This is a genomic window from Parashewanella curva (assembly GCF_003675895.1).
Classification (GTDB): Bacteria; Pseudomonadota; Gammaproteobacteria; order Enterobacterales; family Shewanellaceae; genus Parashewanella; species Parashewanella curva.
Genome location: NZ_ML014802.1, coordinates 1 through 23,159 on the forward strand (window position 1 = coordinate 1; position 23,159 = coordinate 23,159).

At 39.5% G+C, this 23,159-nt stretch carries 19 protein-coding genes and 1 pseudogene; 10 read left to right on the top strand and 10 right to left on the bottom strand.

Annotated features, from left to right (window positions below; all coding sequences use genetic code 11):
- Nucleotides 1-354 precede the first annotated feature (354 nt).
- The 3 genes from ligA to D5018_RS15120 form a co-directional block, all read right to left on the bottom strand.
- Entirely contained in the window at nt 355-2,358 is a 2,004-nt protein-coding gene (gene ligA, locus D5018_RS15110) for an NAD-dependent DNA ligase LigA (RefSeq protein WP_121839835.1), read from the bottom strand.
- A 126-nt stretch (nt 2,359-2,484) separates the two neighbouring features.
- Nucleotides 2,485-3,330: a cell division protein ZipA gene (zipA, locus tag D5018_RS15115; RefSeq protein WP_121839836.1), complete on the bottom strand. Its 846-nt coding sequence runs from the start codon at nt 3,328-3,330 to the stop codon at nt 2,485-2,487.
- Between the two features lie 67 nt (nt 3,331-3,397).
- Nucleotides 3,398-6,793 carry an AAA family ATPase gene (locus D5018_RS15120; RefSeq protein ID WP_121839837.1) on the bottom strand — a complete coding sequence of 1,132 codons (3,396 nt, stop codon included), beginning with the start codon at nt 6,791-6,793 and terminating at the stop codon, nt 3,398-3,400.
- Between the two features lie 171 nt (nt 6,794-6,964).
- On the opposite strand from D5018_RS15120, the gene cysZ reads away from it, so the two are divergent.
- Nucleotides 6,965-7,735, top strand: coding sequence for a sulfate transporter CysZ (gene cysZ, locus D5018_RS15125; protein WP_121839838.1), 771 nt, complete (start codon nt 6,965-6,967; stop codon nt 7,733-7,735).
- Between the two features lie 127 nt (nt 7,736-7,862).
- Here cysZ and D5018_RS15130 read toward each other — a convergent pair whose 3' ends face one another.
- Entirely contained in the window at nt 7,863-8,432 is a 570-nt protein-coding gene (locus D5018_RS15130; protein WP_121839839.1) for a hypothetical protein, read from the bottom strand.
- Between the two features lie 26 nt (nt 8,433-8,458).
- Between D5018_RS15130 and D5018_RS15135 the strand changes: the two genes are divergently transcribed.
- The 6 genes and pseudogenes from D5018_RS15135 (at nt 8,459) to D5018_RS15150 (ending at nt 12,418) form a co-directional block, all read left to right on the top strand.
- Nucleotides 8,459-9,313, top strand: coding sequence for a helix-turn-helix domain-containing protein (locus D5018_RS15135; protein ID WP_121839840.1), 855 nt, complete (start codon nt 8,459-8,461; stop codon nt 9,311-9,313).
- Nucleotides 9,314-9,379: 66 nt separating this feature from the next.
- Nucleotides 9,380-9,865 carry a transposase domain-containing protein gene (locus tag D5018_RS22010; RefSeq protein WP_207819318.1) on the top strand — a complete coding sequence of 162 codons (486 nt, stop codon included), beginning with the start codon at nt 9,380-9,382 and terminating at the stop codon, nt 9,863-9,865.
- Between the two features lie 18 nt (nt 9,866-9,883).
- Nucleotides 9,884-10,300 (top strand): transposase, encoded by a 417-nt coding sequence (locus tag D5018_RS22015; RefSeq protein WP_207819320.1) that lies wholly within the window; start codon nt 9,884-9,886, stop codon nt 10,298-10,300.
- Between the two features lie 35 nt (nt 10,301-10,335).
- A pseudogene (locus D5018_RS22415) lies at nt 10,336-10,395 on the top strand (hypothetical protein); the annotation flags it as partial.
- Between the two features lie 18 nt (nt 10,396-10,413).
- On the top strand, nt 10,414-10,728 hold the full coding sequence (locus tag D5018_RS22020; RefSeq protein ID WP_243637449.1) for a hypothetical protein: 315 nt from the start codon (nt 10,414-10,416) through the stop codon (nt 10,726-10,728).
- Nucleotides 10,729-11,071: 343 nt separating this feature from the next.
- Nucleotides 11,072-12,418 (top strand): MerR family transcriptional regulator, encoded by a 1,347-nt coding sequence (locus D5018_RS15150; protein ID WP_121839841.1) that lies wholly within the window; start codon nt 11,072-11,074, stop codon nt 12,416-12,418.
- A gap of 470 nt (nt 12,419-12,888) precedes the next feature.
- Here D5018_RS15150 and D5018_RS15155 read toward each other — a convergent pair whose 3' ends face one another.
- A complete protein-coding gene (locus tag D5018_RS15155) occupies nt 12,889-13,092 on the bottom strand; it encodes a DbpA RNA binding domain-containing protein (protein ID WP_121839842.1) in 204 nt (67 codons plus the stop codon).
- 161 nt (nt 13,093-13,253) lie between these two features.
- Between D5018_RS15155 and D5018_RS15160 the strand changes: the two genes are divergently transcribed.
- Complete coding sequence (locus D5018_RS15160) at nt 13,254-14,594, top strand: hypothetical protein (protein ID WP_121839843.1); 1,341 nt, start codon at nt 13,254-13,256, stop codon at nt 14,592-14,594.
- A 191-nt stretch (nt 14,595-14,785) separates the two neighbouring features.
- On the opposite strand, the gene dbpA is transcribed toward D5018_RS15160, so the two are convergent.
- From dbpA to D5018_RS15180, 4 genes are all read right to left on the bottom strand, one after another.
- Complete coding sequence (gene dbpA, locus D5018_RS15165; protein ID WP_121839844.1) at nt 14,786-16,189, bottom strand: ATP-dependent RNA helicase DbpA; 1,404 nt, start codon at nt 16,187-16,189, stop codon at nt 14,786-14,788.
- A gap of 274 nt (nt 16,190-16,463) precedes the next feature.
- Nucleotides 16,464-17,807 (bottom strand): DEAD/DEAH box helicase, encoded by a 1,344-nt coding sequence (locus tag D5018_RS15170; protein ID WP_121839845.1) that lies wholly within the window; start codon nt 17,805-17,807, stop codon nt 16,464-16,466.
- 181 nt (nt 17,808-17,988) lie between these two features.
- Nucleotides 17,989-18,738: a zinc-dependent metalloprotease family protein gene (locus D5018_RS15175; RefSeq protein WP_121839846.1), complete on the bottom strand. Its 750-nt coding sequence runs from the start codon at nt 18,736-18,738 to the stop codon at nt 17,989-17,991.
- A 44-nt stretch (nt 18,739-18,782) separates the two neighbouring features.
- Complete coding sequence (locus tag D5018_RS15180; RefSeq protein ID WP_121839847.1) at nt 18,783-19,490, bottom strand: hypothetical protein; 708 nt, start codon at nt 19,488-19,490, stop codon at nt 18,783-18,785.
- A 370-nt stretch (nt 19,491-19,860) separates the two neighbouring features.
- Here D5018_RS15180 and D5018_RS15185 point away from each other — a divergent pair, with 370 nt between their 5' ends.
- Nucleotides 19,861-22,179 (top strand): carbohydrate binding family 9 domain-containing protein, encoded by a 2,319-nt coding sequence (locus D5018_RS15185; RefSeq protein WP_121839848.1) that lies wholly within the window; start codon nt 19,861-19,863, stop codon nt 22,177-22,179.
- A 134-nt stretch (nt 22,180-22,313) separates the two neighbouring features.
- Nucleotides 22,314-22,667, top strand: a complete 354-nt coding sequence (locus D5018_RS15190) for a DUF4870 family protein (protein ID WP_121839849.1) — start codon at nt 22,314-22,316, stop codon at nt 22,665-22,667.
- A gap of 27 nt (nt 22,668-22,694) precedes the next feature.
- Here the strand turns inward: D5018_RS15190 and D5018_RS15195 are convergent, their stop codons facing one another.
- Entirely contained in the window at nt 22,695-23,144 is a 450-nt protein-coding gene (locus D5018_RS15195) for a flavodoxin (protein ID WP_121839850.1), read from the bottom strand.
- Nucleotides 23,145-23,159: the final 15 nt, after the last annotated feature.

Here is a 23,159-nt window from a genome sequence, read left to right on the forward strand (position 1 = left end):
AACTTCTGTGCCATACGCAGTTACGTTTCGAGTTGCAGAAAGCAAAATATAACAGCTTCAACAGCGCTGAACTTGTTGTTCAGTGGGCATTTGCCAGATATTTTTGTTCAGTAGGCTGAATAGTTACTAAATCAGTACTGTTTTATTTTTACAAATAAAATATAAATTTAATCTACAGTGCTGCTAATTTTGTGTAGTTCAAGGCAGAACAGTTCGTAATAGCCAGCCTATTTCGGGCTGTTTTAACACAGAAATACGCATAAGTAGCTGTGCTGTAGAGGTTTGCTTATGCAGAGCTCAGGTTAAATAGAGTGTGCTTCAGGACTGAGCAATCTCAGCCCTGAAAAAGGGTCTCTAACCATTCAAAACAGCCAGTAAGCCATCTTCATCAAGTATTTTGATCCCAAGTTCTTGAGCTTTCACTAACTTTGATCCAGCTGCATCACCAGCAACAACACAATCTGTTTTTTTAGAAACGCTGCCAGCCACTTTAGCACCGAGTAATTGTAATTTTGCTTTAGCGTCACTACGCCCCATTTGGGTCAAAGTACCTGTAAGAACCCAAGTCTGCCCTTTTAATGGCTGAGCGTCTTCAGCAACTTCTTCGATTTGAGGCCAGTGAATACCTGCTGCCAACAGCGCATCGATGACTTCAAGGTTATGAGATTGAGCAAAAAAATGCTCGATGTGCGTAGCAACAATTACACCCACATCTTCAACCTCAATTAAGGTTTTAACATTAGCTACTTTGATAGCATCTAAATTTTTAAAATGAGCCGCTAAGTTCGCAGCAGTCGCTTCACCCACTTCTCGAATACCAAGAGAATAAAGGAACTTGGCTAGAGTGGTTTGTTTTGCATCTTCCAATGCCTTCACTAAATTAGTCGCCGATTTCATTCCCATACGATCAAGCATGGTAATAGCTGAAGCTGATAAGCCAAATAAATCAGCTGGCGTTTGTACTAACTCTTTATCAATCAGCTGCTCAACCACTTTATCGCCCATGCCATCAATGTCCATTGCTTTGCGAGAGGCAAAATGTTTAATTGCTTCTTTACGTTGTGCACCACAAAATAGACCACCAGTACATCGAGCTACGGCTTCGCCTTCTACCCTTTCAATATCAGAATCACAAATAGGGCATTGAGTTGGAAACACAATATCTTCAGCAGATTCTATACGTTTTTCCTTAACTACGGCCACAACTTGAGGGATAACATCACCTGCGCGGCGAATAATGACTGTATCACCCACTTTAACACCCAGCCTGTTTATTTCATCCGCATTATGTAAAGTAGCATTAGAAACGGTTACACCTCCGACAAACACAGGTTTAAGTCGTGCAACTGGTGTCAACGAACCTGTTCTACCTACTTGGAAATCAACACTTTCCAATAAGGTCATCTCCTCTTGTGCAGGAAATTTATAAGCAATGGCCCAACGCGGGGCTTTAGCAACAAAGCCTAGTTGCTGCTGTTGGGCGATGCTGTTGGTTTTTATCACCACACCGTCGATTTCATAATCCAGTGAATCACGACGAGTTAAAATATCAGCATAGTAAGCATCCACGTCAGGCAATGTCGGGCATACTTTCACTTCACGAGAAACAGGAAGCCCCCAAGATTTTAGCTGCTGTAATTGGGCATAGTGATCTTCGGCTAACGCCCATGACTCAGGCTCAACCACACCTAAAGCATAAGCATAGAAATCTAATCTACGACTTGCGGTTATGCGACTATCAAGTTGACGAAGGCTCCCAGCTGCAGCATTCCTTGGGTTAACGAATACTTTGTCACCTTTAGTCTTTGCAGCTTCATTTACCGCATCAAAAGCCGCTTTAGGCATAAAGGCTTCGCCACGAATTTCCACCAGATCAGGAAACTCACCACGGAGCCTAAGAGGAATCGATCGAATGGTTTTGACATTTTCGGTAATGTCTTCACCGACATTACCATCACCTCGAGTAGCTGCGCGTTCTAAAATACCATTTCGATACAAAATACTCACAGCTAAGCCATCAAGTTTAGGTTCACAGCAATACTCGATACGTCCGACTTTGTCTGAGTTACGCTTATCAAAACTCTGTATATCTTCGCTGTTAAACGCATTATCTAAACTCAACATTGGTTTCAAATGAGTCACTTGCTCAAACTTATCCAGCGGCATGCCTCCCACTCTTTGAGTCGGAGAATCGGGATAAACGTGTTCTGGATGCTGCTGCTCTAAAGCTTTAAGTTCATGTAATAGGCGATCATATTCAGCATCTGGAATTGTAGGCGCATCGTCAACATAATAGTTAATGTTGTGCTGATGTAGGCTGGCAGAAAGTGCTTCGATTTGTTGCTTGATAGAAGTCATATTTTGTCTCGGTTTCAAACCTAGAAAAAGTCGTTATTTCAAACGAGTGCGGTTGATTGCTTTTACTAGACTAAATCAATAAGGCCGCATGTGCGGCCCTATTTTAATCATATTCGTGTGTGCCAACTATGATTTAATTCGTCGAATGTAATCTTGTTTTTTATCATCATTCCAAAGTTGACGTTCTCCATCCCTAAGCTCAGCACCAAGATCATCCGCTAATTGTTCGGCAGAATTAAGCATGGTCGAAAAGTTACGCAAAGCATCACCATGACAAGGTAGGCGCATAAATAACACTATACCAGGGGTCGAGAATTGCTCCATATTGTCCAAATCAAAGGTCCCAGGATTAACCATGTTAGCAATGGAAAATAATACATTACCTGTACCTGCTGGGTTTTCATGGCGATGGAAGATATTCATTTCACCAAATTTAAAATTAACAGTGAGCATACTTGGTAATAATTCTGCCCCCTTTAACTCTTCCCCTTCTTTTGCTACCACGTGTAAAACAAGCACATCATATGGTTCTGGAAGCTCTTCGATTTCTTCCTCAACTTGCTTAACATCGGAAATCTTATCGTCGGCAGAAGTAACCTCATCATCAAATAAACCGGCCTGTTTAGGCTCCAGTCCTAAATCAAGCTGTTCTTCAGATACCGTAGTCGGTTGAGTTTCTATAACTGGCTCAACACGATCTGCTTCAGGCTTTGAAGCCAAGGTAGGTTCTTGTTTAACTGTTGGCTCTGACTGTTTTGCCTCAGAACCTTTTACAACTCTCACCTCACCAATACCGTGTTCATCAAACCCTTCTGAATCGACTCGAGGTGAATGCTTCCGTGGCGCTTTTCGCATTTTTTGATCTTTAATATTGTTTCCTTGTTGGCGACGAATGGACCATATTCCATGTACCAAAACGGCCAAAATTGCGACACCACCTAAAAGAGCAAAAACTAATTGCAGGTCTTCCATCCGTTACCCTACCGAAACTATAAATGAATCAAAAACACAGTTAAATAATATCAATATAACTGCAAAACTAACTGGCATCTGCCATTGCTACAGCTTCATCAATGTCAACGGCAACGATTCGAGAAACCCCTGCTTCATGCATAGTGACACCAATAAGCTGCTCAGCCATTTCCATCGTTATTTTGTTATGACTGATAAAAATAAATTGTACTGTTTGAGCCATTTCTTGAAGCAAGCGACAAAATCGTTCGACATTTGCATCATCCAAAGGCGCATCGACTTCATCCAACATACAAAAAGGTGCTGGATTTAATCTAAAAATAGCAAACACTAATGATAAAGCGGTTAACGCTTTTTCTCCACCTGAAAGTAAATGAATACTGCTGTTCTTTTTCCCTGGAGGTCTCGCCATGATGGTGACCCCCGTGTCCAGCAAATCATCATCCGTCAATGCTAAGTATGCACTCCCGCCACCAAATACTTTGGGGAACAAGGTTTGCAAATCATTATTTACTTTTTCAAACGTTGTCTTAAAGCGAGTTCGGGTTTCTCGGTCAATTTTTCGGATCGCCGACTCTAAACTTTCTAAAGCTTGAGTTAAATCTTCATTTTGAGCATCAAGGTATGCTTTTCGCTCTTTCTGTTGCTCATATTCATCAATTGCGGCTAAGTTTATAGCACCTAAGCGTCGAGTCTGATTACGCACTTTATCTAGATTTTGCTGCCACTCATCCACATTAGCTTCTACAGCAATGTTCTCAATCACATTTTCAAGCGGAATTTGCTCTTCATCTATTTGCAGCTTTAAGCTATTTGTTTGCCCCTTTAATCCTTCTCGATGTAACTTTAACTCGCTGATCTGCTGAGTCAAGACCTCGCACTGTTCAACGCCTTGTTTTTGATTACTTTTCAACCCATCGAGTTGAGCTTGTATATCTGCTTGATGATTTCGACACTTATCGAGCTTATTCTGCTGCTGTTGCTGAAGTTGTAATTTTTGCTGTAATTGTTCTTGCAACGCGTGAACATCCAATTCGAATGTGGATGATACGTTTTCACCAGTAAGCTCAACAATTTGTTTATCTAGGTTTTGTTTGCTGATATTTAGTTGAGCATTCTGCTGTTCAACTAAAGTTAACTTCATGGCATTTTTTTGGGTTTGTAGATTTAACTGCTCTCTCTGCTGTTTATACTGAGCCAATTGAGCTTTTAAATCAGCAAACTGTGTATCGTCTTGTTGTTGTTTATTTTCTAATTGCTGAATATTAAATTGGGCTTGCTTAACTAGCTCTGTATGCTGCTGACTTTTTTCAGTTAGCGACTCGATTGTAGATTCGAGTTGAGTTGCCTTACGTTGTAACTCTGTTAATTGAGATTCAAGCAGCTGCTTTTGTGCATTATTTTGTTCAATGCGTTTCTGCTCGGCACTATAAAAAGATTGCTGTCGAGTTAATTCCAATTCCTTCTGTTGCAATTGTTGCTTGGTACTTTCAATGTCAGTTTGCAACTTTTGGTTTTGAATTTGATATTGCTGACAGGTTTTCTGCAACTTTTCTAATGCGAATTGCAGCTTTTCAAGTTCAGTTTCAACAGATTCTTTTTCCGCTTTAAACGATAATTGAGCATTGGGCTGTTGTGACTGCGACAATATGAAACCCTGTCCAATCAAGAACCCATCTTTAGTTAATACACACTGGTCATTTGTCAAATCATCTAAATAAGCGGTCGCTTGCTCTTTATCATCAGCAAGTAATAGATTACCTAACCATGGAGCAAGATTTACTAGGCTTTGCTCTAACATTTCATGCTGAAAGCCATTTTCAATAACCACAAACCCAGCATCGTCTGAAAACTCAGGTACGACTTTAGCCGTTAATAAATCACCTAAAACTAGCTCTAAGGCTTTCTCCCATCCTGAAGCCGCTTTAATGACTTGCCAAACCTGCTGGTGGTCTTGTTGTTGCTCCACCAGCCAAGAATTAATAAAAGCCAACCTAGACTGACTTGCTGCTTGCTGTTGCTTTAACTCCTGTCTTTGCTCATTTGTTTGCTCAAACGCTTGAGTGCTCTTTTCATAGCGAATTTGTGATTCTGTTAGCTGCACTTCAAGTTGCTGGATATACCCCTCAGTTTCCTTAAGTTGATTGGCTTCTATCTTAATTTGCTGAGTGTCATCCAATGATGTTAATTGTGTATTAACTTGTTCTTGGGTTTGCTGTGTTTGGGCAAGTTGCTGCTGAGCATGAGTTAATTGACTACCAGCAAGTTGTAACTCCATTTTTGCATTGTGCAACTCTTGCTTCAAATCTTGATGTTGAGATTGTTGCTGCTGTTGATGCTCTTGCTGTTGTTCTATTTTTTCAGACAACTCTTCTACTTTTTCGTCAAGCAGTTCCAAATCTGGTTGAGCATTGATTTGTTGGTGTTTTATTTGTTTTTGTTCAACGGCTAGCTGTTCGATTTGCTCGGTTAATTCAGCTAACTGTTGTGATAAACTGGCTAAACGTTGCTGTTGGTGCTGCTCTAATTGTTGCTGATGACTAATTTGCTGCTCTAACTTCGCACGCTCTGTATTGTTATGATAAAACTCAGCAACCAATTTTTGTTCGGCATCAGATGCTTCATTTAACTCAAGCGTAAGATGAGTTTGCTTGGTTTCAAAGCTTTTTAACTCTGACTGATACTTGACTAACTCAAGATCCAATTCTGATAATTGCTTACTGATTTCGTCAATCTGATCATAAAACTCACTGTATCGCATCACCAATAGTTCAGCATGAGTTTTACGCTCAATTTCTTTTAATTCTCGATATTTAACCGCTGCTTTAGATTGTGCTGCAAGTCTATCCAATTGAGTAGACAGCTCAGTCCGAATGTCTTCTAAACGCTCTAGATTTTCACGAGTATGACGAATACGATTCTCAGTATCACGGCGACGCTCTTTGTATCGTGAAATACCAGCAGCCTCTTCAATAAACACTCTCAAGTCTTGGGGCTTAGACTCAATGAGTCGAGAGATCATGCCTTGTTCAATAATGGCATAACTTCTTGGCCCTAACCCAGTTCCCATAAATAAGTCAGTGATATCCTTTCGGCGACACTTTTGACCATTAAGAAAATAAAATGCATCACCGTCACGGGTTACTTGCCGTTTTACAGATATTTCTTGATAACTGGCGTACTGTCCAACAAGGCGTCCATCTTGGTTTTCAAAAGTAAGCTCAACACTGGCGACGGAAACGGGATTACGGGCATTAGAACCACTGAAAATAACATCAGTCATTGCTCCACCACGCAAATGCTTAGCGCTGCTTTCTCCCAACACCCAACGAACAGCATCAATGACATTCGACTTACCGCAACCATTCGGTCCGATAATGCCAGTTAATGCCTTTTCAAAGGGGATTTTTGTTGGATCAACAAACGACTTAAATCCAGCCAGTTTTATTTGTTTGAGTTTCATTTAGGCTGTGTGGAGTTCCGTATTAGATCTTTTGCTGCATGGAATTGATTACTTTAGCAAAGCTAGGACGCATTTTGTAACGTTTTTTACATTAGTAATGGCTTTTCTGACTTGTCATTAGCCTAAGAGTTATTCAAAATTATTTTATTCGTGTTCCAAAGGGCTTAAAACATGAGTTCTCAGTTTTCTACCAGTAAGAGTGGCGTTAATTATTTTCTTGATGGACTAAAACTTATCCGTCAACCAGGGCTTAGAAGTTTTGTATTCATCCCCCTCACAATCAACATCTTGCTGTTTGCAACCGCATTTTATTTCGCCTTTGGTCAATTACAGGTGTTATTCGATTGGTTAGACAGCCAATTACCTGAGATATTAAGTTGGTTACATTTTTTACTTTGGCCCCTTGCCATCATTATCATGCTTATCAGTATGTCATTTGTATTTAGCTCAGTTATGAACTGGTTAGCCGCACCTTTTAACGGCTTGTTAGCGGAAAAAGTTGAACAAAAGCTCACTGAAAAACCAATGTATACAGGTGGAACTGTTGATTTATTAAAAGATTTGCCTCGAATTCTGGGCAGAGAATGGCAAAAATTAAAATATTATCTTCCAAGAGCCCTTTTAGTATTACTGCTGTTTTTTGTACCCGTTCTTGGGCAGACAGTGTTTCCGTTCGTATGGTTTGCATTCAGCGCTTGGATGATGGCAATTCAATACTGTGACTACCCATTTGATAATCACAAAGTGAAATTCGACGATATGAAGTTTGCATTGAAAAATACCAAAGGAAGTAGCTTTAGCTTTGGTGCGACTGTGGCATTAGTATCGATGATCCCTATCGTGAACTTTATCGTTATGCCAGTTGCGATTTGTGGTGCCACCGCAATGTGGGTAGATAAATACCGTGAGGTTTATCGAAATTCTAATATAGCACCTGAATAAGCAGTGCAGCATTAGATGGTAAAACGTATCTACGTATTATAATTTTTAAAACTTGAGACTGAAACTGATATTTTAATCCCCCCTCGCCACAAATTGCGGGAGTTGTTTTATTATCAGTTCAGTATCTTCACTTCTCGTGCCGGCTTAAATCATTTAATGGAAAATATTTTATGCCATCTTCTTCGAAATACCTTACACCTTCAATTCGTTGCCAATCATTCTTTGATAACTTATTCGAATCTTTCCCCCTTAATGCAATTCGAGTATTAATAAAATTCAACAGGTCATAAGGGGTCGTATCTGGCTTTGCTTCAATTTTTCTATGATTGCCATCGAGAACACAACAAGGCCTGCCCATTTTGAATACCACAGAATATTTTCTAGTGAACCATTTTGCTTTAACTTCTAGAATGTGTGTTTCTTCTATGTCTTTTGGTTTTGAAAGAATCTTATCGATCTGATTACGTGTTGTTTCTGGCACAGATAAGTAAGAACTAAATCTTGCAATCATAGTAAATTCCCCTGTCTTACAGCCCTTAAATCTTAATCCATATATGAGGTTATTTATACTCGTGATACTTCTTTCAACCGCCAACGTCATAAATTCGCTTAAAAAATTCAAATTAGCAACTGCTGATTGACAAAAATCCAACATCACTTGATAGTCTGCAACTAGGTGATTTCCTATGCTTTCCATTCACCTATGTACTAAAGGACTTAGAAATGATTTTGGCGGAAAAAATAATCCAACTTAGAAAACGTTTAGGTTGGTCACAGGAAGAACTGGCTGACAAGATGAACGTCTCTAGACAATCTGTTTCTAAATGGGAAAGCTCCCACAGCATACCCGATCTGAATAAGATTTTAATATTGGCAGAGATCTTTGGTGTAACCACAGATTTTTTATTAAAAGATCAGCATGAAACCATTGATAAGGATACACTCACCGACCAAGAAAATAGCAAGCAAATAGGATTAGAACAGGCTAATAAATATATCGAGAGTAAAGTCGCAATTTCAGAGTTAAACACCAAAGGGGCAATTTTGTGTATCTGTTCGCCAATTCCATTATTTTTCTTATTAGCACTTGCAGAAACGGGAATATTTGGGGTAACAGATAAACTCGCACCTGCAATTGGTATTGTTAGCGTGTTACTTATTGTGGCCTTAAGCGTCAACTTTTTCGTTAAAACCAATCAATATGATGAAAATATTGAATTCATTGATAAGGAGCAATTTGAATTAGCCTATGGGGTACATAGTGCTATTAATCAACAATTGAAGCTATATCGTCCCATTTACAATTCAAGAACTGCGCTAGGTTCATTCTTTTTTATTGCCTGTTCAGTTCCATTGCTGTTAACCAGCATCCTAATTGACAGTGATATTTTACCTTTGTTAATGCTAATAGTTTTACTATTGATGATTTCCATTGGCGTTTATATTGTTAGCTCGTCCTCCACAAAATTTGATGCTTACAACCGGATTTTGCAAGAAGGTAGCGGTAAGTCTCAAAACAGTAAAAGAACCAAACGTGCTGAAAAAATTGCTGCATTTTACTTAATACCGATCGTTTAAGCCACTTGAACGATCATTGAGGGGCTTCATAATCGGTTACAATTTTGTTGTAGCCGATTTTTTTTCATGTCTAATTTTTCCAAAGAGTTACAAATCACAGCTGAGTTTTGTCAAGAACACCCAATCAATGCTTTTAGTAAGCATATCCCTTTAGAGTGGATAAAAGAGGCTGTTCAACAGACGGGTAAAGCTTCTGTTAGAAAACGACGTTTCCCTGCAGAACAAGCGGTATGGTTAGTGTTAGGTATAGGTTTATTGCGTAATCGTTCTATTCAAGATGTTTGTGATAAATTGGAGTTAGCATTTCCGGATTCGTCAGGAGACCTTCCTCCCTTAGCGGTAAGCAGTATCATTAAAGGCAAAGAGAAATTAGGCGCAGAGCCTCTGAAATATCTTTTTAAAACAACAGCTTCGGTATGGGAAAAACAGCATCAATTCGATGAAGTATGCGGCTTGAAACTCTTGAGTGTGGATGGAACTCAATTTAAGACACCCCATACAACCAATAATCAACACTTCGGCTATGCACAAAAAACTGCATCCTTTCCTTAGGTGCTAGCTGTTACTTTAATGTCTACCCGAACTCATATCTTGTCTGATGCAGCGTTTGGCCCTGTGAGTAATAGTGAAATATCTTATGCACAACAGTTAGTTGGTTCAGCACCAGAAAGCTCACTCACTCTTTTTGATAGAGGCTTTATGTCAGCAGAGTTGTTTATGAGTTGGGAGGGGTGTGGACAAAATACGCACTGGTTAACACCGATAAAATCAAAAATGCGTTATGAAATTATCGAGTCATACAGTGAATTTGACCACTTGATTGAGATGCCGATTTCTCCCCAAGCCCAGAAGCAATCTCCATACTTAGGTGATACATGGCAAGCGAGGCTTGTGCTTATTCCATCGCCTAGAGGAGAAATTAAAGGGTTTATAACGTCTTGTCGTTGCCCAAAGCAATATCCTTTAATATCCTTTAATATCCTTTAAAAGAGATACTTGAAGTCTATTGGCAACGCTGGGAAATAGAACAAGGGTATGGTGAACTCAAGCAGTATCAGTTATCGAATAAGCTGATTCTGAGAAGTCAAAAATATGAAGGCGTGTATCAAGAAATATGGGGAATACTTACCTCTTATAACATCGTCAGGCTGGAAATGGCGGCAATGGCTCAAGAGCATAAAGTCGAGCCTTTACGAATAAGCTTTCTGAACGCGCTGTATCTGATCCAAGATGAATTTATCTGGTGCGATGGCCGCTCACCTGGGGCGATACCAAGAAAATTAAAAGAATTAAGGGCTAATGGTAAAAGGCTGATACTACCTAAAAAGAGAAAGCGAAAACCCTGTCCAAGGATGGTATTAAGAAAGGCTGTTAAGTACCCTGCAATAAAAAGAGAATATGCCACTCGCTCTTAAGCGAGTGGCATTATGCATTTTACTGGCCTTTATTAACCGCCATTTTTCTTGGCTGGAGTTTTTGGTCGCAGGATTGGAAAATAACTTGGATTATTTGGCCTGTGGGTGCCGTTTTATTTGTAGCCTTAGTTGGATTAGTTGAGTTATTTGAAAGAGATGAAGACAGGTCTTAGTCCACTAATTGAATTTTAGATTTACTGGTAAATTGCTTGAACCAGTATAGCTATGTCTACTCTAATGATATAAATGGTTAACAAACAAAAGTTAATATGTAGTTATGATTTAGTTTAGCCCGAATGTGTTAGCTTATTTTCGATGTTAGAGTAACTATGAGTATAGTTCAATGGCGGCACATCCAACGGCCCCTTGTCCGCATTCTTCGACAGAAGCGTGGACTCAACCAATATCAAGACCACAATTACCATTTGGTCAATATGGTTTTCCTCAATTTGGTGTTGGTCAGCTAGAACAAACTAATTTTCATTCTTCGCAGGCAATGCTAAAACCAAGAAGGACGTGTCTGTATCTTACTATGCCTTTTAAAAAAGAAGACATTGACAGAACGCAACTGTGTGAATTTCTAGCAAGTACTGTTGAAAATATTACAACAAAGCAGCTAATTAACTTTATCACTAAATTAGGAATAACCAGCTCTGCACAATTGGAATGTGTTTTACAGGGAACATTTTGTTCTAAAATTAAAGAGTGTCAAAATAAAGGGCAATACAAACTGATACTCACAAATGCGATTTCTGTTTGGGAAAACACACCGTCGTTAAGTGTAGAGCAATTGGACTGTGCCCTGAATTGTATAGCAGGAACTGCAACTCCCAAGCCATATTACTTTGTATCACCTTTTATATCACTCCCAGGAAGCCGGACAGAGCAAACATCCAATTTGTTGGATCAGATAGAACACTTATCAACTGACAATAAACGATTAGCTGATGAATCTTGGCAATGGGACGGCTTAACTAAAAGGAAAGATGCTGAAATTTTAGCATTACAAACTGAGTTGTCTCAGTTAAAACAACAATTACATGAATTTCACACAGGAAAGTTACCGCAGACGCAGGCTCCTATGCCCACAACCATTAATGGTGCAACAACAGAATTAACACAAGATATGGCTAAAGTTGCAATAACCAGTTCTCAGGTTGGTGTTAGCCCGTCGTCTGTCACGGTAAAAACCGGGGATACCTATAAAGCACACAATATAACAATAGTTCAGGGCGACAATCATGTTACTATGGAGACGCTTCCCCCTCCCCCTGAACCTATAAAACCAAAATACACACAGCCTGAGCTAGAGGCGTTAAATTCAAAACCAAGAGTAGACATTATCAAGGAAATACTTAGCCTGAGTGGTGACCGTGTGATTGGGTATAGTGTTTTCCGTTGGAGTACAAAAGGTTACAAAAAAGTCGCTGAGAAGTTGGGTATCTCAGATTTTGAGCCTAAGGCTGATCTTGATAAATATTCTGCTTGTGATTATTTTTTTCAAAATGACAAAAGTGAACTTGCTCAGCTCTGTTGGCGTAGACGTGGTTTTACATATAGAAAATTACTCATTGCCACAGCAGAAATAGCCGGTGATTTTTTAACCATGGATGAATTGACTCACAAGCTACTGGATATACTGAAACGTCACGAACTCGTAGCCTTTGATGATAGCAAGATGGGGTGGTGATACTCTGACTCCTTAGCTATATTCTTCTTAAATCTAATGTAACATTAGGCTAAAAGTCTAAACAATTTCATAAAGATGTCGGTAGCTCTCTACTGCTCTTTCAAATACGAATACGACAAAATAATAACCTTTGTTCGGCTAACGAAAATCACATCAACCAAGCTCTAAAGTTTCGCTCTTTCATTTTGTCTTTGGTAATTTTACGTTAGGGCCTGTTGGTCTTTCGTGCTTATTTTTGCAGCGATAAATTGGTTATCTTATGCAAGGCAGAGTTTGTGCTGTGTGGTTATTCCACATAAGCAAACGATAACGCAGCAGAAGTGACCAATTTACGCTGTCTTCGATGCTTTTGAGCACTTCCTGTTCTGTGTTGTGACCAGTTTACTTAGATGGCTAAGCTTCACTGCTCACGCCTTGAACAAAAAAGTGCTCAAATAGCACAAAATTTAATCCTGAAAGATCAACAGGCCCTAAGCTTTTTTAGCAATTTTGTTTTCAACAACTGCAAATGCACGAATGTCAGTAATGTGAATCTTGCCAATTTGACCACTACTTAGCTCTTGATTAGCCGACAAAGCACCTAGTATGTCTAGACGTAACTTTTGTTTCTTACCACCATCAATCTGAACGGTTTTCATAGTAGGCAGAGGTGGTTGTGCGTGAATCAAACACATTGGCGGGAGTGGCTCATTAACTATTCCACATCCTAAATCATCTAAATCTAATCTAATGTTACAAATGGTCAACAAACAATAATTAATATGTAGTTAGGATTGAATTTATCTTGAATGTGTATGCTTATTTGCAATGTTAAAGTAGCAATGAATATACATCAATGGCATACCCAGCAGCCCCATGTTTGTTCCCCCCGCAAGAATCGTGGGAGCAGCCAACCACTCCAGCAATACACAGTCAGTATGGTCAATATGCTCAAACTCATGTGGGGGCATCTCACCCTGCACAAACTAACTTTCATTCTACACAGGAAATGTCAGAGCCCAAAGGAACATGCCTTTACTTCATGTCCTTCGAAAAGGAAAATATTAATATCGAGCAACTCCGTGAGTTTCTAACAAGTATTGTTGATAAGATTACAGTAAAGCAGCTAAATAACTTTGTCGCTCAATTGGGGATATCCGCTAAAGCTCAATTACAAAATGTTTTAGATGGTACATTTTGTAATAATATTAAAAATTGCACAGATAAAGAACAGTACAAAATTGTACTCAAAAATGCTGTCAACCTGTGGGTAAATACACCGTCTTTAGGTTTAGAGCAACTGGGTTGCGCACTAAATAGTTTACCTGAAACGGCCTTTTCCAAACCATATTACTTAATATCGCCTTTTGTATCACTCCCTGAGCATTCGTCCGCTCAACCATCTAACTTATTAGCTCAAATCCACCAGTTATCGACTGAAAACCAACAATTATCAGCTACAAATCAGCAGCATGTTGAAAATGCTTGGCAATGGGAAAATTTAACTAAGAGTAAAGATGCAGAAATTGTGGCATTACAAACTGAGCTATCTCAGTTAAAACAACAATTGCATGAGTTTCACACAAGAGCAATATCACAGACTCCTATGACTTCTAGCGTTAATGGTTTAACAAAAAGTTTGGCTAAGGTTGCAATAACTACTACTTCGACTGGAGCCACTGTGCCCATCACGGTAGCAACAGGAGATCATTATAATGCACAGCAAATCACCATAATCAAGGGTGACCAAAATAATGTAGGAGCGTCTAATGCTCTTTCAGCACCTGCTAAACCAAAATATTCAGCACCTGAATTAAAAGCGTTACAATCCAAACCGAGAGAAGACATTGTAAAAGAAATGCTTTACAGAGGTGGTAACCGTGTGGTTCGTCAACAATTCTTCCATTGGGCTGCAAAAGATTACAAAACACTTGCTGATAAGCTAAAAATTTCAAATTTCAGATTTCAAGCTAACCATAATGAAATGTCTCAAAGTAATTACTATCTTCAAATTGACAGAGATAATCTTGCTAAACTGTGTTGTCAAAAGAAAGGTTTTACATATAAAGACTTACTCGTTGCTATAGTAGAAATAACTGGCGATTTATTGAATATGGATGAATTAACAGACAGACTACTGAATATATTGAAGAGACACGGTCTCGTAGCCTTTGATCGTGACCAAATAACTTGGTGATAATCTGAAGAACTCTAAACTCTTCTGCTCTAAATCAAATATATACTAGACTGAAACCTCAACTTCTTTGTGGTTAAACTTCTCCAGTTTTAGAACCAATAAGCAATGGAATAGCAGGTGCCAGTAGATCACTACTGACACCTTTCAAATAGGAAAACTAAAGAGAACAAGCCAGATTCCGCTAACAAAAATTAAATCAACCACGCCCTAAAATTACGGCCTTTCATTTTGCCGTTGGTAATTTTACGTAAGGCTTTTTTGGCAATTTTGTTTTCAACGGCAACGAATGCACGAATATCAGTGATATGAATCTTACCGATTTGATCACCTGTCAGTTCTTGATTTGCGGTCAATGCACCTAAAATATCACCCGGACGTAACTTTTGTTTTTTACCACCATCAACTTGAATGGTTTTCATAGTTGGCAGAGGTGGTTGTGCGTGTAGTAAGCTCATAGGAGGAAGTGGCTCACTAACAATTTCACGGCCTAAATCGTCTTCAATCAATGAAATGATGTAACCGTGTTCAGTATAAAAAGTGTAAGCACTCCCTTTGCTGCCAGCACGACCTGTACGACCAATACGGTGGGTATGTACTTCATGATCAAAAGCCAGATGATAGTTAAATACGGCATCTAATGAATCAATATCTAACCCACGAGCTGCCACATCGGTAGCCACCAAAATGTTGATGCTTTTATTGGCAAAACGAAGTAATACACGGTCACGATCTCTTTGCTCTAAATCACCATGTAAGGCAGAAGCACTAAAGCCCAAGTTTTCTAACTCATCGGCAACTTGCTGAGTTTCACGTTTGGTATTACAAAAAACAACCGCACTTTCAGGTTGTTGTTGCAATATAAGCAAACGCAATGCTTCCATGCGCCGTTGGTTGTTTGTTAACTGATAAAAATGCTGCTCGATACTGGAATTATCATGAACTTCTTTCACCGTTACATGATGCGGTGAATGCATGATGTTTTTAGTCATTGCTTTAATTTGTTTTGGAAAAGTAGCACTGAATAATAACGTCTGCTTGGTAAACGGTAATTCAGCCAGAATGGCTTCTACTGCATCTTGAAAGCCCATTTCCAACATTCTGTCTGCTTCATCAAGAATAAGCATTTCAACATTGCTCAAATCTAGGCGATTTCGGCTTAAGTGATCCGTAATTCGACCGGGAGTACCAACGATGATGTGTGCACCATGCTCTAACGAACCAATTTGTGGCCCCATCGGCACACCACCGCACAAAGTCAGTACTTTAATGTTATGAATACCACGGGCTAACGTTCTGATCTCTTTCGCCACTTGATCCGCTAGCTCACGGGTTGGGCACAAAACCAATGACTGAATGCGAAAGCGCTTTACATCAAGCTTATTAAGCAAGCCCAAACCATACGCTGCCGTTTTACCTGAGCCCGTTTTTGCCTGACCAATCACATCTTCTCCCGCAAGGATCAAAGGCAAACTTTGCTCTTGGATAGAGGTCATGCTTTGGTAATTCATAGTATGAAGATTATCTAACAGTCCCTTTTTCAAAGGTAATGATGAAAAAGCAGCGTTAGATTGTTTGGTTTTGGCAGACTGACTCAAGGTGATGTCCTACTAGGGTTAAAAAAAAAGGGTGTCCGATTTGTGAATTAACTCTGAATAGCAACAGAGCAATAGTGTGAACGTCAACTGAAGCGCACATCCATGTGCTGACGACCGTGACATCCTGCCACGGACGGTTGTCTTATCACACTATTGCTCTCTATGAAGTATTTATGCGATTCACACAAAGAATAAAAGATTATAACTCAAGACTGATATTCTATCATTGAATTGTCATCGAATTCAGCCGAGCTTGAAAGATTGTGAGTAGACTTTAACTTCTGACTCGACGACGCGGAGCATTCTTTTTAGCCTCAGGCTTATCCGTTCTTTTAGCCGTTGGCTTACGCGTTTGCTTTTTGACTGACGGCTTTTGTGCAGACGACTTATCACTCGAACCGTCATTTGGTTTACTAATTTGCTTTGGCTTCTTCGGTTTTTTTATTTTCTTCTTTTTACCGTCTAATACCGTAACAGGCAGCTCATTAACTGGCTCATACCCTTCTTGAATTCTGCGTTCGATCAATTGGTTAGTCAGACGCTCTACCGCTTTTAACTCTTTTAATTCATCCGCGCAAACTAAAGACACAGCTTGCCCCGTTGAACCTGCACGCCCTGTTCGCCCTATCCTATGAACATAATCTTCAGCGACATTAGGTAAATCAAAATTCACAACTTGAGGTAATTGATCGATATCTAAACCACGCGCGGCAATATCGGTTGCCACTAAGACCTTCACCTTGCCTGATTTGAAATCAGCCAGTGCATTAATTCGTGCATTTTGGCTTTTATTACCATGAATGGCACTGGCAAGAATGCCTTTGCCTTCTAAATGACGTGTTAATCGGTTTGCACCGTGCTTAGTCTTAGCAAAAATCAGTACTTGCTTCCAGTTATTGGACTTGATTAGCTTAGTTATCAATGCGGTTTTTTTATTTTTATCGACAGGGTAAAGCCATTGCTCAACGGTTTTGGCTGTAGCGTTTTTAGGCGTAACTGATATTTCTATTGGATTATGCACTAAGCCTTTGGCTAACTTGCGAATGTCATCTGAGAAAGTAGCTGAAAATAATAAGTTCTGACGCTGCTTAGGCAGAATGGCAAGGATCTTTTTAATATCGTGAATAAAGCCCATGTCCAACATTCTATCGGCTTCATCTAATACTAAAATTTCAAGCTGTTTAAAGTTAACGGCATTTTGATTATAGAGATCCAACAACCTACCCGGTGTTGCCACCAGCACATCAACACCTTTACGTAATTTCAGCATTTGCGGATTAATTTTAACGCCACCGAAAACAACAGTTGAGCGCAAAGGAAGATTGCAGCTGTATGTTTGAACGCTATTTCCAACTTGTGCAGCCAGCTCTCTGGTCGGCGTTAAAATCAGCGCTCGCACTCGGTTTGCACGCACACGCTGACCACCTGATAACCTTTCTAATATCGGCAGTGTAAAACCTGCTGTTTTACCCGTTCCTGTTTGAGCGGCTGCCATTACATCCTTCCCATCCAAAACAGCAGGTATTGCATGGCTTTGGATCGGTGAAGGTGAATCGTATCCTTGTTTTTTTACAGCGTCGAGGATAGGGGCTGATAAACCTAGAGAGGCAAAACTCATGAAATAATCTCTTCTTTGTGGCAGCGTTTCATCTATATCAATGAAACGGGGGACGGCAGCTTACAGCAAATGATAGAAAGGTGCTAATACCAATTCACCTATAGATGATTCAATATATCACTCAGACGTAAAAAGGGAGCTAATGCTCCCTAGTTCATTCCCTCGTTTATAAAGCTTACGATTAAAAGAAGTTAGCTACGTCATCCTTTACATACCACAACGTTTTATTGGAATATGACTCCCCTTCCACACCACACGCTTGTCCATTACATCCATTCCAATAAGGGTCTGAGAAGTAATCCAAACGAACTGCAGAGCCGAACGCTTGCGGATAAGCCATAATAGTTGAGAAATTATTATCTACACCATGACCTACGCCATCAGCAAACACACCACCTCTATTACCTTGGCGCACAGAGTGTCCTAAACCCATGTTGTGTCCTAACTCATGTATAAAGGTCGCTGCACCACAATCAACCGCAGTGACACTGAACATGCGGTCTTTCATTTGCGGATACAGGTTACCATTTTGACCTTGGCCAACCCATCCAATACCACAAACATAGCCACCTTGAACATTTTGACGTTTGCCTAGAAGTACAACCATATCCGCACGAACATTGGCACGAGTATCTTTAACTCCTTGACTATTTGTGAGTAAGTTAAGGTGAGCTTCTGACGGAACTAAATTATCCGTAGATGCTGGTTGAGATTGCCTACCAACTAGTCGTAACTCTATATCTAGCCCATTATTTCGATAAATTCGATTAGAGTTAGAAATATACTGATTAATCTTAGTATCAATATTCGTCACTGCATCTGCTGCAGGCTGTGTATATAAAATCATTACATCAATGGTTTCTGCATTCACTGCTGTTGAAGCAAGCAGAGCTGAGACCCCTAATGCAGTTTTTTTAATAGATTTGTGCATTGTTTTCTCCATTTTATTTTTGATTTAAGTGAGGGAATTTTTTGTTATTGGCTTAGGCTGAAAGTTTCGTCTTTTTTATGTTCAACTTTGCCATTTGGGATCACAGCATCGTTGTGTTCTTTGGAATGTTTAGATTCAAGATCAGTTTTAGAGGCTATCCATGCGTATTTACCGTTGCCTTCAACAATGTAAGTGTCATTTTGAGTTGCTAGATTGCCGTATACCGCTTCTTCTCCCAAAGTGATCACAGCACTATACAAGCGTCCAGCCCCGGGTATATTGGCTTCTATCGTTTTATCACCATTTGAATGAAGCTGTATAAAATCAACTTCACCGGTATAACTTCCTCCCATTTGAGGAATATATAAGTCGACATAATCACCAACTTCTAGCGCTTTTAACTCAGCTAAATCGAGTTCAATGTATTGCTCTTTAGTCAGATCGGCAGGTAGCTTGCCCTGTGCTTTTAAAACTCGTTCAGCTTCTTCTGAATCAACCCAAACAACGGTGTCCTTTTCTTCTGCTATTAAAGCTTTACTCTGTGAAGGTGATTGAGGGTTAAACATATCAACACCTGTCGATAAGCCATTTTCAATTTTAGGAATTGTTCTACGAACAAGAGGGATTGAAGGTGAAGGCACATCAACACTAACCTCAGGTGAATCAGTTTCTGCTTTTTTAAAGAAGCTCATTGCCCCTAACCCTAGAAGGGTTACAAACACAATAACGATAACCAGAATTTTTTTATTCATATAACATCCTAGTAGTTCCTAAATTATCAAAAACAAAATGTTACATTATTGTTAAATTAGAGTGTTAATACCAATTAGAAATATAGATATATCATATTGAATTATAAGATTTTTATCACATATAGGATGAGTCAATATTTTGTCTTTCGTCAAAAATACAATACCAATCATCAAAGAGTTTTTAGACTTATATTTTGAGCTGCTCAAGCAATAATTAAACCTCTGTTGGCAAACTTTTACTTAATCACATCACCCATACAAAATTTGTAACAATTAACCTCCTATATCGCTTTTTTGCCAATAGATCCCTATCGTAAACAGTGTAAAATTAACAACAAAATAAAAACATCATTCACAAAGGCTCACAACTTTGAAAACTCGTTTTCTTGCAGGGTTAGCGGTATTGTCTGCATGCGCTACAAATTTTGTATTTGCTGGCGATAAAAACAACGCTCACCTCGTTATCCCAACATTATCCACTCCAGCCAAGATTGATGGCGTACAAGATGAATCACAATGGCAGCAAGCAGCCGTTACGACTCTTAATTATGAAGTTCGTCCTGCTGAAAATCAGCCTGCCCCAGTGGAAACTGAAGCTCGGATTTTTGCGACTGACACCTCAATTTTTGTTTCTTTTATCGCTCGAGATCATAAGCCATATGAAATTCGTGCTAACGTCCGTGCACGTGACAAGATCTTCGGGGACGATCTTGTTGGTTTAAAGTTCGATACATTCAACGATTCTCGACTTGCCTACAACTTCTTTGTTAACCCTTATGGCGCTCAAAGTGACTCGATTGAAAATGAATTAACAGGCCAAGAAAGTGATGCTTGGGATGGCATTTGGTACAGCGCTGCAACTCGCGTAGAAGACGGCTATCGCGTTGAAATGGAACTTCCTCTTTCTCTGTTCAACTTTGACGACAGTCTTGATAAACAAGAATGGGGATTTGAGTTTATTCGTTATTACCCAAGAGATGCCATTTATCGTTTGTCATCTTTACCTCAAGACAGAAACAATAGCTGTATGCTTTGCCAGTTAGGTGTCGCTGAAGGCTTGTCAGGCGCCAAACAAAGTAGTGGTTTACAAATTACTCCCTCAATAGTTGGCGCACGCTCACAAGAGCGAAACGTCAACCCTAAAACTGATTGGAATAATAGCAACGATGTTGAAGTAGGCGCCGATATTAGATGGGCAATAACACCATCAACCTTATTGAATGCCACTGTCAACCCTGACTTCTCTCAAGTTGAAGCAGATGCAGGACAGCTAAATATCAATACAACATTCACCTTGTTTGTTGATGAAAAACGACCATTTTTCTTAGATAACAAAGATTACTTTGATACTCAAAAGAATTTCTTACATACGAGAAATATCGCTGCACCTGATTACGGGTTAAAGCTTACCAGCAAGGTTGATCAACACACAGCTGGTCTTTTGGTTGCTAATGATAGTGTTACCAATTTTATCGTTCCGGGTAACTTGGGTAGTAAAGTGGTTTCACTCAATGAAGACAGCATGAACATAGCGGGCCGCTATCGCTATGATGTATCAGAAAACTTATCAATCGGCACCCTGCTAACGCTCAAAGATTCTGATGAATACCATAACTATTTATTAAGCGGTGACGTTAAATATCAGCCAACGGCCAAAGATACCTTTCAAGTTCAGTTTGCTGGCTCTCAGACTCAATACCCAACCACATTAAGAGACAGATTCAGCTGTGAAAGAAGTGAAGTGTTTAATGGCTTTGATAACTGTGAAGCTCATTTACGTTCAGCAATAGATGGTAATTTTACTGGTAACTTTTATCGCCTAAGTTATAGACATGCGACTCGAAATTGGTCAGGCTTTGCAGCCTTTGAAAATATCAGTGATGACTTTCGTGCAGACCTTGGCTTTATGACCAGAGCCGACTTCAATAAATTTGTTGTTGGTGGCGATTATAAGTGGTTCTTAGATGATGACTTCTTTCATACCATCCGCCTGCATGGTGACTGGGATATCACTCACTCAGAAAGTGGTGAATTGCTTGAGCGAGAATCTCAAGCCTTTATCGACTTTGATGGTGATTATCAAAGCCGTCTGAAGTTTGGGGTTGTGTCTCGTACTGCTGTAGGTTTGCGTAAAAACAATTCGACCCTAAGTGTCAAAGGAAATACCGATTATTTTGATGAAACGGATTTTTTCTTTAGAGGTCAATTTGATCCTAGCGCAGATATAACGCTAGGACTGACAGCCATGTACGAAAAGGAAATTGACTTTGCTAATAATCAGTTGGGTAAAAAACTGCGTTTAAACCCTGATTTGGGTTGGGATATAACGGAACGTCTGTCAATCGATGTAGAGTATGAAAACACTCGCTTTAACGTAGAAGGCGGCCGCCTATATACTGCAAACTTGCTAGATTTCCGCTTGAACTGGCAATTTACTGTAGAGAGCTTTTTAAGGGTTTCAAGCATTTATACTCACATTAAACGCGACCCTAGCTTATACAAATACTCTAAGCGAAATGCCAAATTTAGTAACGTTAATAACGAAGTATTATACGGTTATAAACTCAACCCTCTGAGTGTGTTTTACCTAGGCTACTCAGATGGTCATATTACTAATGATGATGTAGACTCATTAACACAAACTGAGCGACGCCTATTTATGAAAGTCAGTTATGCATTTGTAATGTAAAAACTAAAAGTCGATCGTATTGAGAGAGCTTCGGCTCTCTTTTTTATTGGGCTTATAAACTTGTAAAACAACCGAAGTTATTTTAATTTAGCTTCTGCTTATTTTACGAACAATAACATTAAAAGGACTAAACCATGTCAACGATTGACCCAACTACCCCTTTGTCATCTTATGATTCAGCCGCTAAGCAAAACGCACTTATTGCATATGTTTTAATGGGAATTGGCTTATTTACTGGAATATTTTGGTTTGTAGGCTTTATTTGGGCACTTATTAAGAAATCCGATGCTGAAAATAGTATTTTTGCTGATCACTATTCAAATATTATTTCGGTATTTATTTGGGGGCTGGTATTTAGCGTGATCGGCTTTATTACTGCGTTCTTTATCGTAGGCTGGTTTATTTTAATTGGTGTATTTATCTGGTCTATTTTCAAACTGGTAAAAGGTGTTGCTAACCTTACGTCCAATAAAGCCTATAATGGCTAACAACATCTTAAAAACAGGCTAGCTATGCTAGCCTATCGCTGTTATAAAACCTTTTACCCATGCTTTCGCTTCAACTTCTGGCTCCATGGTCTCTATCGCATCCACTTCTAAACGTGGAACTATGGCATTCGCACCAAGTTCTTCCAACAATGCGTCTACTTGCTTAATGGCTCCGCAATAAGTCTCATAGCTAGAGTCACCCAAACCAATTAATCCATATTTTAATTTTGGTAAATAAGGAGCAGCAGACCTCATCGATTCAAACCAAGGTAAAATATTATCAGGGAGATCTCCCTGACCAGTGGTAGATGTGATAACCAATAGCAACTCATCTTCAGAGGGAACAAAATCAACATTTTCTTCTGGGTTTAAGAGATTTGTTTGATAACCCTGCTCCTGTAACTCCGTGGTTAGCGTTTCAGCGACAAATTGTGCACTGCCGTATACGGTTCCAAATAAAATGTTGATTGTTTTCACAATAGGATCCCTCTG

Coding starts and splice junctions, on each gene's coding strand:
- ligA (WP_121839835.1), bottom strand. CDS start 2,358: ATGACTTCTATCAAGCAACAAATCGAAGCACTTTCTGCCAGCCTACAT.
- zipA (WP_121839836.1), bottom strand. CDS start 3,330: ATGGAAGACCTGCAATTAGTTTTTGCTCTTTTAGGTGGTGTCGCAATT.
- D5018_RS15120 (WP_121839837.1), bottom strand. CDS start 6,793: ATGAAACTCAAACAAATAAAACTGGCTGGATTTAAGTCGTTTGTTGAT.
- cysZ (WP_121839838.1), top strand. CDS start 6,965: ATGAGTTCTCAGTTTTCTACCAGTAAGAGTGGCGTTAATTATTTTCTT.
- D5018_RS15130 (WP_121839839.1), bottom strand. CDS start 8,432: ATGGAAAGCATAGGAAATCACCTAGTTGCAGACTATCAAGTGATGTTG.
- D5018_RS15135 (WP_121839840.1), top strand. CDS start 8,459: ATGATTTTGGCGGAAAAAATAATCCAACTTAGAAAACGTTTAGGTTGG.
- D5018_RS22010 (WP_207819318.1), top strand. CDS start 9,380: ATGTCTAATTTTTCCAAAGAGTTACAAATCACAGCTGAGTTTTGTCAA.
- D5018_RS22015 (WP_207819320.1), top strand. CDS start 9,884: ATGTCTACCCGAACTCATATCTTGTCTGATGCAGCGTTTGGCCCTGTG.
- D5018_RS15150 (WP_121839841.1), top strand. CDS start 11,072: ATGGCGGCACATCCAACGGCCCCTTGTCCGCATTCTTCGACAGAAGCG.
- D5018_RS15155 (WP_121839842.1), bottom strand. CDS start 13,092: ATGTGTTTGATTCACGCACAACCACCTCTGCCTACTATGAAAACCGTT.
- D5018_RS15160 (WP_121839843.1), top strand. CDS start 13,254: ATGGCATACCCAGCAGCCCCATGTTTGTTCCCCCCGCAAGAATCGTGG.
- D5018_RS15170 (WP_121839845.1), bottom strand. CDS start 17,807: ATGAGTTTTGCCTCTCTAGGTTTATCAGCCCCTATCCTCGACGCTGTA.
- D5018_RS15175 (WP_121839846.1), bottom strand. CDS start 18,738: ATGCACAAATCTATTAAAAAAACTGCATTAGGGGTCTCAGCTCTGCTT.
- D5018_RS15180 (WP_121839847.1), bottom strand. CDS start 19,490: ATGAATAAAAAAATTCTGGTTATCGTTATTGTGTTTGTAACCCTTCTA.
- D5018_RS15190 (WP_121839849.1), top strand. CDS start 22,314: ATGTCAACGATTGACCCAACTACCCCTTTGTCATCTTATGATTCAGCC.